The 15,408-nt window shown below is 36.6% G+C and carries 10 protein-coding genes; 7 read left to right on the forward strand and 3 right to left on the reverse strand.

The genetic code is table 11. From position 1 onward, the window contains the following. Positions 1 to 145 precede the first annotated feature (145 nt). Positions 146 to 3,526, reverse strand: a complete 3,381-nt coding sequence (mfd, locus tag HQN62_RS01755) for a transcription-repair coupling factor (protein ID WP_254454464.1) — start codon at positions 3,524 to 3,526, stop codon at positions 146 to 148. Beyond that, positions 3,507 to 4,220 (reverse strand): hypothetical protein, encoded by a 714-nt coding sequence (locus tag HQN62_RS01760; RefSeq protein ID WP_173503086.1) that lies wholly within the window; start codon positions 4,218 to 4,220, stop codon positions 3,507 to 3,509. The genes mfd and HQN62_RS01760 overlap by 20 nt, the downstream gene beginning before the upstream one ends. A 255-nt stretch (positions 4,221 to 4,475) precedes the next feature. Here HQN62_RS01760 and HQN62_RS01765 point away from each other — a divergent pair, with 255 nt between their 5' ends. The 7 genes from HQN62_RS01765 (at position 4,476) to HQN62_RS01795 (ending at position 13,439) form a co-directional block, all read left to right on the forward strand. Next, positions 4,476 to 5,438, forward strand: coding sequence for an L-threonine 3-dehydrogenase (locus HQN62_RS01765; RefSeq protein ID WP_173503087.1), 963 nt, complete (start codon positions 4,476 to 4,478; stop codon positions 5,436 to 5,438). An 845-nt stretch (positions 5,439 to 6,283) separates the two neighbouring features. Next, positions 6,284 to 6,697, forward strand: coding sequence for a hypothetical protein (locus HQN62_RS01770; protein WP_173503088.1), 414 nt, complete (start codon positions 6,284 to 6,286; stop codon positions 6,695 to 6,697). A gap of 213 nt (positions 6,698 to 6,910) precedes the next feature. After that, positions 6,911 to 7,597, forward strand: a complete 687-nt coding sequence (locus HQN62_RS01775; RefSeq protein ID WP_116796681.1) for a hypothetical protein — start codon at positions 6,911 to 6,913, stop codon at positions 7,595 to 7,597. A 169-nt stretch (positions 7,598 to 7,766) separates the two neighbouring features. Then, positions 7,767 to 8,363, forward strand: a complete 597-nt coding sequence (locus HQN62_RS01780) for a hypothetical protein (protein ID WP_173503089.1) — start codon at positions 7,767 to 7,769, stop codon at positions 8,361 to 8,363. 282 nt (positions 8,364 to 8,645) lie between these two features. Next, complete coding sequence (locus HQN62_RS01785) at positions 8,646 to 11,306, forward strand: MGH1-like glycoside hydrolase domain-containing protein (RefSeq protein ID WP_173503090.1); 2,661 nt, start codon at positions 8,646 to 8,648, stop codon at positions 11,304 to 11,306. 124 nt (positions 11,307 to 11,430) lie between these two features. Then, entirely contained in the window at positions 11,431 to 12,666 is a 1,236-nt protein-coding gene (locus tag HQN62_RS01790; protein ID WP_173503091.1) for a DUF418 domain-containing protein, read from the forward strand. Between the two features lie 98 nt (positions 12,667 to 12,764). After that, on the forward strand, positions 12,765 to 13,439 hold the full coding sequence (locus tag HQN62_RS01795; protein ID WP_173503092.1) for an outer membrane beta-barrel protein: 675 nt from the start codon (positions 12,765 to 12,767) through the stop codon (positions 13,437 to 13,439). A gap of 94 nt (positions 13,440 to 13,533) precedes the next feature. Here the strand turns inward: HQN62_RS01795 and HQN62_RS01800 are convergent, their stop codons facing one another. Then, entirely contained in the window at positions 13,534 to 15,408 is a 1,875-nt protein-coding gene (locus HQN62_RS01800) for a M1 family metallopeptidase (RefSeq protein ID WP_173503093.1), read from the reverse strand.

A 15,408-nucleotide genomic window follows, 5' to 3' on the forward strand; every position in this document is an offset into this window, starting at 1 on the left:
TAAAAATAACCGTTGAAATATCAGCGGTTATTTTATTTAATCTAAAAAGTAAATCGTCATACCAATCTTTTTTATTGGCTTTTAAAAACAAATGCTGGAGTTTAACTAATCGTTTCGTTTTCAAACATTAAACAAAATTTTTATTCTACTCCCCGCCCAACAACTCCATCAATTCCAAAGCTCTTCTGGTAGATTTCACATTATCAAAAGTCAATAACAGTCGTAAACCGTTTGGGGTTTGCTTTTCTTTCATAACACAAATATTGCTGTGGGTTTGCACAAACTGAATCACTTTATGGAAACGTTTGGAATGATAAAAATCGGATTGTTGATCGGAGACAAAATAGCCAATCATCTTGCCTTTTTTCATTACCAGTTTTTCGATTCCTACTCGAGTGGCAATCCATTTGATGCGGATACTGTTCATTAAGGCTAAGGCTCTTGGAGGCATTGGACCAAAACGGTCGATTAGTTTGTTTTGGAAAACAACCAGTTCTTCCTCGTTTTTCACGTCTGCCAATTCGTTGTACAAGCTCAAACGCTCCGTGACATTATTGATATATTCATCTGAAAACAACAACTCAAAATCAGTGTCGATTTGCAGATCTTTTACATACTCCTTGGTTTCGATATTATTCTCTTCAGGGTATAAATCTTTGAATTCGTTTTCCTTTAATTCCTCGATGGCCTCGTTCATGATTTTTTGGTAGGTATCAAAACCAATATCATTGATGAAACCACTTTGTTCTCCTCCCAATAAATCTCCTGCACCACGAATCTCAAGATCTTTCATCGCAATATTCAAACCGCTTCCCAATTCGCTGAATTGCTCCAAAGCCTGAATTCGTTTCCTTGCATCTTCGGTCATGTGTGAATACGGCGGACAGATGAAATAGCAAAATGCTTTCTTGTTGCTACGCCCTACTCGACCTCTCATTTGATGCAAATCAGACAAACCGAAATTATTGGCATTATTGATGAAAATAGTATTCGCATTCGGGACGTCCAATCCGCTTTCGATAATTGTTGTCGCCACCAAAACATCGAATTCACCGTTCATAAAGGCGAGCATCAATTCTTCGAGTTTAGCGCCTTCCATTTGTCCGTGTCCAATTCCCACTCGGGCATTTGGAACCAATCGCTGAATCATTCCTGCAAATTCCTTGATGTTTTCGATTCTATTATTGATAAAGAAAACCTGTCCGTTGCGCTGAATTTCATACGAAATCGCATCGCGAATCAGCTCTTCATTAAACCCAACCACATTCGTTTCTATAGGATATCTGTTTGGCGGAGGTGTTGTAATTACCGATAAATCGCGAGCTGCCATCAACGAAAACTGCAAAGTTCTCGGGATTGGGGTTGCCGTCAATGTCAAGGTATCAACATTGGCCGCTATGGTTTTAAGTTTGTCTTTTACGTTAACGCCAAATTTCTGTTCCTCATCGACAATCAATAATCCAAGGTCTTTGAAAACCACATTTTTGTTAACCAATTGGTGTGTTCCTATGACGATATCTAGTTTGCCTTCGGCTAGTTGTTTTAAGGTTTCAGCCTTTTGTTTGGCAGTTCTAAAGCGGTTCAAATAACCAATAGAAACCGGCATATCTTTTAGCCTTTCGCTAAAAGTACGGTAATGCTGATACGCCAAGATAGTCGTTGGAACTAGAATTGCCACTTGTTTTGAATTGTCCACAGCCTTGAAAGCCGCACGAATCGCCACCTCGGTTTTACCAAATCCTACATCACCACAAACCAAACGATCCATAGGGCGCTCGCTCTCCATATCGGCTTTGACTTCTTGGGTCGATTTGATTTGGTCCGGCGTGTCTTCGTAGATAAACGAACTTTCCAACTCGTTTTGCAGGTAACTGTCGGGAGCAAACTGGAATCCTTTTTCCAATCGGCGTTTGGCATACAGCTGAATCAAATTGAATGCAATATGTTTGACTCTTGCTTTGGTTTTTTGTTTTAAAGTCTTCCAAGCACTAGACCCTAATTTATAAATTTTGGGTGGTGTTCCGTCTTTTCCGTTGTATTTTGAAATCTTGTGCAGCGAGTGAATACTCACATACACGATGTCATTATCGGCATACACGAGCTTGATTGCTTCCTGTGTTTTGCCTTCTACCTGTATTTTTTGCAGTCCGCCAAACTTCCCGATTCCATGGTCGATATGCGTTACATAATCCCCAACAGACAAAGTCGTAAGTTCTTTTAAGGTTAAATTCTGTTTTTTCGAATAGCCGTTTTTGATGCTAAATTTATGGTAGCGCTCAAAAATCTGATGATCAGTATAACAAGTAATTTGATTTTCCTGATCGATGAAACCTTGGTACAATGGCAAAACAATCGTCTTGTATTGCTTGCGAATATTTTCGGAATTAGCTTCATCCAAAGATTCGAATATATCGTGAAAACGCTTTGTCTGCGCCTCATTCGAACAAAGCAAATAATTTTGATACCCATTAAAATGGTTATCGCTCAAATTATTCAGCAACAAATCAAACTGTTTATTGAACGACGGTTGCGGCTGAATGTGAAATTCAAACTTTTTGGTCGTTTTAAAAACAGGCTTAGAATTGAATTCGACAACCGAAAAATCCAACGCTCTTTTTACAAATTCCTTTTGGTTCAGAAATAATTGTTCTGGCGTGGCGTGCTTGATATCTTTGGATAATTTCTCAAAAGCTTCTTCGGCTCTGCCAAATTGCTTATCCAATTCGTATAAAAGATTCTCGGTGTTTTGAAAAAACAAAACCGTTCTTTCAGCTATATAATCTAGAAAACTCTCTCTGTTTTCCTGAAAAACTTTATTCTCGACATTCGGAATAATGGTAATTTTTTTCTGTTTCTCTAATGACAATTGTGTGCCAACATCAAAACTGCGGATACTTTCGACTTCATTCCCAAAAAATTCTATTCGGTACGGATTATCATTCGAAAATGAAAACACATCGACAATTCCACCACGAACAGAGAATTCGCCGGGTTCCGTGATAAAATCTACCCTTTTAAATTCGTATTCAAACAGCACTTCGTTCAAGAAATCAATCGAAATTTTATCGCCTAAACTTACTTTTAAAGTGTTTTGATCCAAGTTTTTTCGGGTCACCACTTTTTCAAAAAGCGCCTCGGGATAGGTAATGATGATTGCTGGTTTTTTGCGGGAATTGATTCGGTTGAGTACCTCAGCGCGAAGCAAAACATTCGCATTGTCGGTTTCTTCAATTTGGTATGGACGACGGAAAGAACCAGGATAAAACAACACATCCTGCTCGCCTATCATTTGTTCCAAATCGTTCAAATAATACGCCGCTTCTTCCTTGTTGTTCAAAACCACCAAAAAAGGAAGTTCCGATTTCTTGAAAACAGACTGAATCACAAAGGAAGCCGCAGATCCCAACAAACCGTCCAATTGCATTTTTACCTGATTGTTTTCCAACAAACGCGCCACAATCTGAGCCGTTTTTGGAGAAGAATCATAAACCGAATATATAGTTGCTTTACTCAACGCGTGGTTCATTTGAATTTTTTGGACTGGTCGCACCTCCCGGATTCCCAGGTATTGTCTGATTCCCTGGCATTTTCGGATTTCCGCGTAATGTCGGGTTTCCGGGCGTTGCCGTACTTCCTGGCATTGCTGGATTTCCTGCTTGTATCGCTCTTGTAGTGTCAAGCATCATCAATAATTCGGATTCTCCAACTTCCAATGGAATTTTGCTTTTCTCAACAATTTTATCCATTTGTCTTTGCAATGAAACCAGCTCCAAATTAATTTCTGCAAGACGTTCGGTTACTTTTTTATCCGAAACTTTATCAAGATTAATATATAAATCCAACATTCGAACTTGGGTAATCAAAGTTGCAATTCGGCTTCTTATCTGTGGGTTGTCAAATTGAGTGGGAATATTGGTGTTCAAAGCCATCACTTTGGTCGATAGCGCCTTGGCTTTCTTTTGAAAAGCCGTAATTGTTTTCTTTGGCTTAACGGACAACTCTTCCATAAAAGCTCTCCACTCTGGCCAAGTCTTCATAGTAGCTTCTGAAGTTGTGTTGATAGGGGTATCAATAAAATTCCACCCTTTATCTATTGTTTTAAAAATTAATTCTTTCTTTTTTGCATCCCTTAAATTATCGGCAAGTCTTACATCATTGTCGTCTTTACACGAAAACTGCATCAAAAGCACCAAAAAAAGTAGCGTTAATTTATTGTTCATTTCTAAATTATTTGAGTCACAAAGTTACAAAGTAAATTTACAATGGCAATTTCAATGACAATATCAATGGCAATGACAATGGTAAATTCAATAACAATTTCAATGGAAACGGCAATTTTAATGACAGAATATTAACACCAACAATTACGACCTTTTGTTGATTTTAGCTATTTTTTTACAATATCTACAAAAATGATTATCTTTATTCCTGATAATTTACGAAATCGTTATATTTGCATTTCAAAACAACACACAATGAATCCAAAGATCTTAATTATTGGTGCTTGCGGGCAAATCGGTACCGAATTGACCCACGAACTCAGAGCCATTTATGGAACCGAGAATGTTATTGCTTCTGACATTCGAAAGCTGAATAACGATGTCGTGAATTCTGGTCCTTTTGAGGTAATAAATGCCTTGGATTTTAACCAAATCGAACATTTGGTAGAACTTCACCAAATTACCGACGTGTATTTGATGGCTGCCTTACTCTCTGCAACTGCCGAAAAAAACCCTGCCTTTGCTTGGGATTTAAATATGAATTCATTGTTTCACGTTTTGAATTTGGCGAAAGCCGGAAAAATAAAAAAAATATTCTGGCCTTCGAGTATCGCCGTTTTTGGCCCTACAACCCCAAAGGAAAACACGCCACAATACACCATTATGGAACCTTCAACCGTCTATGGAATCAGTAAACAGGCCGGTGAAAGATGGTGTGAATACTACCACAACATTTTTGGGGTCGATGTAAGAAGCGTCCGTTACCCAGGATTAATCAGCTGGACAACATTACCCGGCGGAGGAACCACTGATTATGCCGTAGATATTTACCACAAAGCATTAAGCGATAGAAAATACGAGTGCTTTTTGAACTCCGAAACCAAAATGCCAATGATGTATATGGACGACGCTATTGCCGCCACCATCAATATCATGAAAGCACCTGTTGAACAAATTAAGATACGCTCTTCTTATAATTTGGCCGCCATGAGTTTCACTCCAACCGAAATTGCTGCCGAAATCAAAAAGCACATTCCGGAACTGGAAATAACATACGCACCAGACTTTCGTCAAAAGATTGCCGACAGTTGGCCTGCCAGTATCGACGACTCCCGCGCAAGAGAAGACTGGGGTTGGAACCACGAATTTGACCTGGAAATGATGACCGTCGATATGCTGAAAAATCTAGCGCCTCAATACAACACCGATTTACAATAACACACCAATTAATATTTCTTGGGCGTGCCACCATAAAGAAAAGGGACCAAATCACTATACGGTGATTCGGTCCCTTTTCTTTATGCTGCCGGGCTATCCGCGCTACTTCGGTAGCTAGCTTTTATCCCTCACGCGTCTTCGGTGTTCAAAAGATATTTTTGTTGCAAATTATACTGTGTAGGATTCTAATTATTATTTTCTACATTTGAAAAAAAGGAAAACGTGACGATTATCACTCAAAACCGACCAAATTTGGATGGCTTTGTGTGATTTTGTTACACATATGAATAAGTTATGGGGCAATTGTGCCGAAATTACGCAGGTAATTCCGATTTGGAAATGAAGTTTGTAACTCGCAGGAAATTTACAAAGCGGAAGCGTGAAAGTTGGAATCGCCAACCGAAGTCGGAAAATTAGAATTTGAAAAGCAAAAGCTTGAAAGTCGGAATCTGTAAGCAGAAACTTGGAAAATAGAAACGTAAAAATTTGAACTCTCCTACTCTAACGTGAAAAACAGAAACTTGAAAAGTTTTGCGCATAAATTAAAAAGTGAATAATTGAAAATAATACGCCGAAAATTGCAAACCGAAAACCTAAACTTAAAAATTGGATTTCGCCAACTGAAACGTGAAAATTTTGCGGTTTAATTGTAATTTCGACAAAACAATCGCCCCATAACACACGCTACAAGCAATTTGGGGCATTTGGATTAATGGAAAGATTTGTTTGTATTTGGAAGATTTGGCAAATCCGAAAGATAACGCTGATTTAATCCCAAACTGCTTGTAGCGCGGGAACGTTGGTGGCAATATTACAGAAGAATCAAGAATACAAATATGAATTAAATGGAGTTTTATTTTAATAACGAAAATATATCAAGAGCAACAGTTAGTGATTTGAAATGTACAAGTTGTAATTTTAAAACTCTAACATTTGAAATTATTGGAGATAGTTGGGCTATGAATTTTATTGGGATAATTGGTGTTTTTGATGTTGATAAGGAAGAATTATTTATTACTCATTTGACAAAAAATGAATATCAAAATTACCGAACAATAAATCAAAATGTAATCAGCGATAGACTGAAACTTTTGATAAATAGAGAAAACTTGATTTTCCTAAAAAATGAGATCGATCAAAATAATAAACTATATAAAAAATGTACAAAATGTGGAGAAAAGTTAGAGCAAACTAAAATGCAATCTCTAGTAGACTTTGTAACAAACGGTGGTAAAATTTATACCATTGGAATTTATTAAAAAAATACTGCCGCCAACAGCCACTACAACGGATTTGGGCATTGGGCTTAATGGAAAGATGGTTTTGTACTTGGAAGATTTGCTTCGCCTGTTCGCTATCGCTCGGGTGGCAAATCCGAAAATAGGTCTTAATTTAATCCCAAACCCGCTGTAGTGCCAGAACGTTGGCGATAATTATAGAATACCAAAGAAAATTCATTAATAATTTAACAAATGATAGAAAACGATAAAAAGTTTTTGGAAAATTCAGAAGAAATTTTCAATTGGACTTATCCAGGTGCAACTTTGTACTATAAAGATTGTGACTTAAAAAGTAATGTACTTAACCAATTTAAAGAAGGCCAAATTTTAAGAAATGGATACTTCCTTGATGTAAGTTGGAAAGGCGCAGGAATTGTTAAAAACACACGATTTATTATTGCATCATCTAAAGCTGCAAAATTACACGAAATCAATCCAGATGTTGAAAAATATGGGCATTGTTGCATTAATGCAAATAGCTATTTTAAAGTTTTGAATATATACCAATTAAAGGATAAAACACAAATTTTTCTTTTGCATATACCTGCCAACGGTCTAGATTATTTTTCTAAAGTTTCTTCCAATTTTGATCAACAATTTATTGATAAGGCTAAAAAAAGTTTTGATGATAAAATTGAAATGAATCCTATTCCAGAGTTATTGGAAAAAAGATGGACTGAAAGAACAGATTTTCCAGTAGGAATGGATGGTTATAATAACTTCTATCCTCTTGAAACTATTACACCTATTCCAAAACAAGGAGAACCATTGTATAGTGGAATCAGAAACTTAACAAATGATAATTCTGAGATAAATAATTCCAAAATTAAAATTGAAGATAAGCCTAGAGGTCTTTGGAATTCACTATTTGGAAAATAAAAACGATCCCCAACACACGCTACAAGCAATTTGGGTATTAGGCTTAATCGAAAAATTGGTTTGTATTTGGAAGATTTGCTTCGCCTGTTCGCTATCGCTCGGGTGGCAAATCCGCAGTAGTACCAGAACCTTGGGCGACATTATCACAACAAATCTTAAACATTGATTCATGAAGAAAATTCTATTTCTTGCCTTTTGCATGGTAATACTTAGTTCTTGCAACTTACCTTCTTATGTTTTCTACAATCCCGGACAAACAACAGGTGTCGATTTCACCAACGGAAAATGGCTACTTAATGAGATAGATGCGCCGGCAGATTGCACAAAATATCTTAAAGAAACTTCAATACGTGACTTCAAGATTCTTCTCGGCGAAAGATTAAATTATGTGACCGATGTTTCTGGTTTACTTTTGACACAGAAAAAAATTCCTTTGAATCCAAGTAAGCAAATCATTGCAGATATTAAAAAAGGAACTAACTATGACTTTTTCATAAACATTAAAGCTACCCAAACAAGAAATGATTTTGGTTCAATTGATTTGACTCCACATAGAATGAGCAGAGAAGGCATGAACAGTAATGAAGTAACAATCGAAATCTACGATTTAAAAAATTCTCAAATTATTTACACTCAAAAAGTAGTAGCTTCTGTAGGAAAACCAAAAGATAACTCTGATGTTCATTTTTCTAAGCCTTCAAGAAGTTTAATAATTGGCGCATATAATAAACTAATAAGAGATATTAAAAAAAAGTCAATAAAGTAGTAAAGCCGCCCAACACCTACTACAACAAATTTGGGCAATGAGCTTAATGAAAAGTTGTTCCTCCAAAAATCAATAATCAAACCCCTTTAACAGAATTTATTCACCTCTTCACAAAAAACAAAAGCTAAACAAATTCCCGTTTTAGGCCGATTCTGTAAATAAAATAATAAAACAATTCATAAATAACTTTTCATTAATTATCTCCGATGATTTTTGCCAATTATATACCGATTTTTATACGTGTTTTGTCTAAATTGCGACTAGAAATAAATTAGACAGGGTATGCCAGAAAGAGATCCAGAAAAAAACGCCGAAAAAGCACGTTTACAACTAAGAACCGATAATAAAGGCTGGAAAAAATGGGGTCCCTATTTAACCGAAAGACAATGGGGTACCGTGAGAGAAGATTATTCCCAAAGTGGTTATGCCTGGGGCAGCACTACTCATGACATGGCTCGTTCCAAAGCGTATCGCTGGGGTGAAGAAGGGATTGGGGGTATTTCCGACAACAAACAACATATCTGCTTTGCTTTTGCATTTTGGAACCATAAAGACCGTATCTTAAAAGAGCGCTTTTTTGGGTTAACTCCAGCCGAATCAAATCATGGCGAGGATGTCAAAGAAATTTACTTTTATCAAGATTCTACTCCTACACATTCTTACCAAAAGATGCTTTATAAGTATCCTCATGCCGTTTTTCCCTATGAAAAATTAATTGAGGAAAGTAAAAAGCGTAGCCGTCTGGAACCCGAATATGAATTGCTGGACACGGGGGTTTTTGACAAAGATGAATATTTTGATATCACTATTGAATATGCCAAAGCCGATGAACAAGACATATTAATCAAGGTAACGGTAGAAAATCGTTCCAAAATAATGGCTCCCATTACGGTATTACCTACTATCTGGTTCAGGAATACGTGGAGTTGGGGATATGAAAATTACAAACACAAACCTACTTTAATTGGAGTCGACAAATCACACATAGAAGTCAATCATCGATTGGTGGGACACTTCAATTTGTACGCCGAAAATGCCAAAGATCTTTTGTTTTGTGACAACAAAACCAATTTTGAAAAATTATATAAATCGCCCGCTCAATCTACTTATGCCAAAGATGGAATAAACGATTATATTATCAATCAAAAACGAACTAGCATAAACCCAGAAGCCATTGGTACCAAAGCATCGGTACATTATGATGATTACATTCCGCCACTTGGCAAAAAAGAATACCGCCTTCGATTTACAAATACCAATCCGGATAAACCCTTTGAAGATTTTGATGCTATTTTTAAACAAAGAATTGAGGAAGCCGACGAATTTTATGCACCACTTCAAAAAGGGGTAAAAGACGAAAAATTAAAATCCATTCAGCGACAAGCATACGCAGGTATGCTTTGGACCAAACAATGGTATTACTATAATGTTTTTGAATGGTTAAAAGGCGATCCATCAACTCCCCGACCCGATGCCAATCGAAAAGAGGGGCGCAACAGTGCCTGGAAACACATGTATACGTCCAATATTCTCTCGATGCCGGACAAATGGGAATACCCTTGGTTTGCCGCGTGGGATCTGGCTTTTCATACCTTGCCCTTGGCCAGATTGGATCCTGATTTTGCCAAAAGGCAATTATCGGTTATTCTTAGGGAATATTACATGCATCCCAATGGACAAATCCCGGCTTATGAATGGTCGTTCTCGGATGTCAATCCGCCCGTTCATGCCTGGGCAACCTGGAAAGTATATGAAATTGACAAAGAAGCCAATAATGGTGTTGGTGATACTGTTTTCTTGGAGCGTATTTTTCACAAACTTCTGCTCAATTTTACGTGGTGGGTAAACTTGAAGGATAAAAACGGAAATAACATCTTTGGGGGTGGATTCCTCGGAATGGATAATATTGGAGTATTTGACCGCTCCGCCGATTTACCCACAGGAGGTCATCTCGAACAAGCCGATGGTACGGGTTGGATGGCAATGTACTGCCTGAACATGCTGCGAATAGCCTGTGAAATATCGCTAAAAAATCCTGTTTATCAAGATATGGCATCCAAATTCTTTGAGCATTTTCTCCAAATTTCGGGAGCCATGCAATCTTTGGGGGATAATAAATTGAACCTTTGGGATGAAGAAGATCAGTTTTATTATGACATGCTCCATAAAGAAAACGGTGATGCCCAACTACTAAAAATTCGTTCAATGGTTGGATTAATTCCTCTATTTGCCGTCGAAGTTTTAACGCCCGAATTACTGGAAAAATTGCCCATCTTCAAGCGCCGCGTCGAATGGGTTTTGAAAAACCGTCCTGACCTAGCTGGTTTAGTTTCCAGTTGGTACAATCCAGGGAAAGGTGAAACCCGTTTACTTTCTACGCTTAGAGGACATAGAATGAAAATGATACTCAAACGTATGTTTGACGAAAAGGAATTTTTGTCCGATTATGGAGTTCGCTCTTTATCCAAATACCATAAAGACCAACCTTATAAATTCAAACATGATGGCGGAACCATTCAAGTAGATTATACGCCAGCCGAAGCCACCGGAGACATGTTTGGCGGAAATTCCAATTGGAGAGGTCCTATTTGGTTTCCTATGAATTATTTGATTTTGGATTCACTGGAAAAATTCCACAGCTATTATGGCAAAGACTTCAAGGTCGAATTTCCGACCGAATCGGGTAAATTGGTGAATTTACAAGAAGCCGCCGAAGGTGTAGCCGAAAGATTATTAGCCCTATTTGTTCCCGATGCTAATAAAAAAATCCCAATGTATGGCGAATACAAAAAGTTTCAGGAAGACCCTCTTTTCAATAAAAACCATTTGTTTTTTGAATATTTTGATGGAGATAGCGGTAAAGGTTTAGGAGCTAACCACCAGACGGGATGGACTGGACTTATCTCTGAAATTATAAGGCATTTGCATGAGGTAGCAGAATAACGTTTAACATACCACATAAAAATCACCAACAAGATATTTAAAAATCTTACTTGGTGATTTTTTATTTTTCCTACATTTGGGTGCTTTTAAAAACCAAAACTAAACCACTTCTTAATTTTAAAACATGAACAACACCTACAAACCGATTGAAGATAATAAAAGAACCACAATTGTTGATATTCTGAGAGGCTGGGCTTTACTTGGTGTTGTCATTGGTAATTATGTCGATTATAAATTTATTGGCTTACCTTCAGATTCTAATGCTAAAAATATAGTAACGACAATTCTTGGAAATATTCATCAATATGTTTTTGCGGCCAAATCTTGGACATTATTAAGTGTTTTATTTGGTTATGGTTTTGCTGTTTTAATTCAAAATGTAGAGAGCAAAGGCAAGAATCCTGTTGGCTTTTTTGCTTGGCGAATGTTGATTCTTTTTGTGCTGGCTTTTGTTAATTCGGCTATTTGGCTGGGTGACATTTTGAAAGATTATGCTTTTCTGGGTCTTATTTTATTATTGTTTTATAAATGTTCTGCAAAAACAATTCTTAGGGTGAGTTTGTTTCTTTTACTAACTATTCCTCTAATTTCTGGATATGTCAATACCCTTAAATATGTAGTGCCTGATGTATATTCGGATCCTAAACATTTACAATTGTATCATTCAAGTAACTGGTTCGATGTGTTTGAGTACAATCTATTGGGTACTTATTACGGTCAAATGCTAAATTTAACTTATGCAATAACGGTCCACATAATGATGTTTACTTGTATGTTATTGGGGTTTTATGCTCAAAAAACAGATTTTTTTACTAGGCTTCCAGAATTGAAAAAAACCTTAAAAAAGACATTTTTCATCAGTCTGGCAATTGCGCTTCTACTCATTTCCGTTTTTGAAATTGTTTTTTCAAAAGACTTAGTTTTTCCAACTTATTTTAGACCTGGTTATTGGTTAGTATTAAGTACCATGTTTTCTATTGCTACGGGAATTTGTATTTTATATAACCATAATAAGCTGCAAACCCTTTTTGCCTATTTTAGACTTTCGGGGAAAATGACTTTGACCAATTATGTTGTTCAAAACCTATTGGCTACCGTAATCTTTTCGGGAATAGGACTGAAATTATACAATACCATGCCTTTTTGGTTCTACTATATATTGGCGGTTTCGGTATTCATTATTCAATTGTTTGTGAGCAAATGGTGGCTTTCCAAATTCAATTATGGCCCTGTGGAATGGCTATGGAGAGTATTGAGTTACAAACAACTATTTGCGTTTAAGAAAATAGCAACCGAATCTATACCAAAAGAATCTGATGCTGTTGTTAAAGAACAGGAAACTGTGGTTGTTGAGCTTTAAAGTTTTTAAAAAACTAACTTTTTTATAAAATGAAATTGAAATTTAAACAATAGTTCACTGTGAAAATAAAAACAATAATTCTTTTAATAGTTTTTACTTTGTCAAATATTTACGGACAAAAAACCGAGTTAAGGGTTTCATTAAATTCTGGACTTTTTTCATTTTCTGGGCAATCAGCAGCTGAAAATTCACAAATCAATCTTTATGACCAATCTTCTAATACAGGTTATACTAATGATCCATACGGCTCAAAAAATGGCTTCTGTTATGGCGTTTCATTAAACTTAAAAAGAGTAACAAAAAGTAATGTTATTTATGGAATTGATTTTGGTTATGAAACCCTGAGAAGTAAAGTTTCTATCCAATCGGTAAATGGATTTGATGGAACTTCGCCATTTGCAAAAAATGCATCCGGGCAGACTTTTTTAAATATTAATTCTTTAAACCTAAACCCGTCTGTTGGGTATCGATTTAACATAAATAAATTCCCTTTAGACTTAGTTGGTGGTTTCGATATTGGTTATATTTTAAAAGCAAGGGAAATTGGGAATGCAACCGATATGGATGGGATTGAATATTCTACTTCACTTGACAGAAAAACAATAAATTATGATTTCCGCCCAAGAGTTCAAATCTCGACAGACTATAAAAAATTTGGTTTATATTTAGGATATTCTATCGGGCTGTCAAATTATTTAGAGGGATATATCGGCGGGGTAAATGAAGCTTATTCAAGAATGATGCGATTTGGAATAACATACAAATTAAAATAGTTGTCAATTATCACAAATTCATAATTTCTTTTATATAAAAATACCCCCAAACAGTATAAACTTTTTGGGGGTAATTTTTTTTCGCCTTTTTCACTTATTTCACTTCGTAAACATTATTACTTTGTTTGACATCTGCCATTAAACCGCTTGGGTCGATGGTGATTTTCTTGATAGTCGCCTTTGGTTCTGAAATGTTAAACTCAAAAGTAGGATACGCCCAAGCCCAATCGTTAAGAACGGTTCTTGTAATGGCAGGAGTTGGGTTTTCTTTTTCGAAACTCATCATTCGTAACGGAATGTAAAAACTCTCTTGAGTACCATCTGTATATTCTACCAATAAATCAATAGGCATTGGCATTCTACCGATGCGTTCTAAGGTTACTGTTGTTTTATCTGCATTTTCTTTAACGTCTTTGATTCCGTAATCGACAGTGTTTAATGTTTCAGTCCAATCCACCAAGTACCAATCTAAGTTAGCTCCCGAAACACGCTCGGCAGTTCTCTTAATATCGTTTGGTGTTGGGTGCTTGAATTTGAAATCTTGATAGTATTTTTTCAAGGTTTTGTTCAAGTTGTCCTGACCAATCACATAAACCAATTGGGAAAGGAATATACTTCCTTTTACATAAGACGCAATACTATAGGAACGGTTTTCATCATAACGATCTCCATGAGTTGACAGTGGTTGTTCCTTCCCGGATTCCACTAATTTATAGTAAGCGGCATAATTCCCCTTGAATGGGTTATCTTCTTTTTTGTCTTTCAATTCATTCAGAGCAGAATCTTCAATATAAGTGGTAAAGCCTTCGTCCATCCAAGGATGTTTCGATTCGTTGGATGCCAAAATATGTTGGAACCAAGAATGTCCCATTTCGTGAGTTGCGGTACCTAAAAGTCCTTCTAGTTTTCCGTTACCCAACATCAAAGTACACATGGCATACTCCATTCCGCCATCACCTCCTTGTATAAACGAGTATTGCTTGTAGGGATAATTTCCAACTGTATTATTGTAATAATCCATCACCTTCACCATCAAAGGTTCTAATTTTTTCCAATTATCGGCAACCTCTGGCGTGTTTTTGTAAAAGAAATGCAAATCGACATTATTTGGCCCTTTTACTATATCGTGTTGGTAATTTTTATCTGCAGCCCAAGTGAAATCATGTACCATTGGCGCTATAAAATGCCAAGTCAAGGTCTTTGCTTTTTTCGGGTAAACTACAGTGACTCCTTCGTCTTGGTAACCATGCCCTATTTCGTTAGGGTTTTGCAAATAACCGGAAGCTCCCAAAGTATAATCTTTGTCGATTGTGATGTTCACATCAAAATTCCCCCAAACACCATGAAATTCTCTTGCAATATAGGGATCGGCGTGCCAACCTTCAAAGTCAAACTCAGCCATTTTTGGATACCATTGTGCCATTGACAATTCGATACCTTCCACACTATTTCGCCCTGTACGACGAATTTGCACAGGCACTTGACCGTCAAAATCCAGTGTCAAAGTTGTTTTTGAATTTGGTAAAATTGGTTTCGCCAAAGTCACTTCCAAAATAGTACCTACTTCTTTGGCAACAGCCGTAACACCATCCTGTTTGAAATTGGAAATTTTCAAATACCCAATCTCATTCGGCTTCAAGTTTTTGATTCGGCTTTCTTTTACGTCAATACCGTCCACTTTTATTTTGTTTACCATACGACCATCAGGATCTTTGATTGATTGCAGTCTGGCATCCATTTCGCTTCCAGGTTGAAAAGCATTTGTATATAAATGATAATACACTTTCTTCAATGTATCTGAAGAATTATTGGTGTAAACCAGTTCTTGTTTTCCTTTATACTGATAATTTTTGACATCCATATTGACGTCCATTTTGTAATCAACCTGTTGTTGCCAGTAACCCGCTTTTTGGGCAAATAAATTACCTAGACTTACTGAAAAAAATACAAATAGAAAGAGTTTGCGCAT

Origin of the sequence: Flavobacterium sp. M31R6 (assembly GCF_013284035.1) — a bacterium.
In the GTDB taxonomy this organism is placed as follows: Bacteria; Bacteroidota; Bacteroidia; order Flavobacteriales; family Flavobacteriaceae; genus Flavobacterium.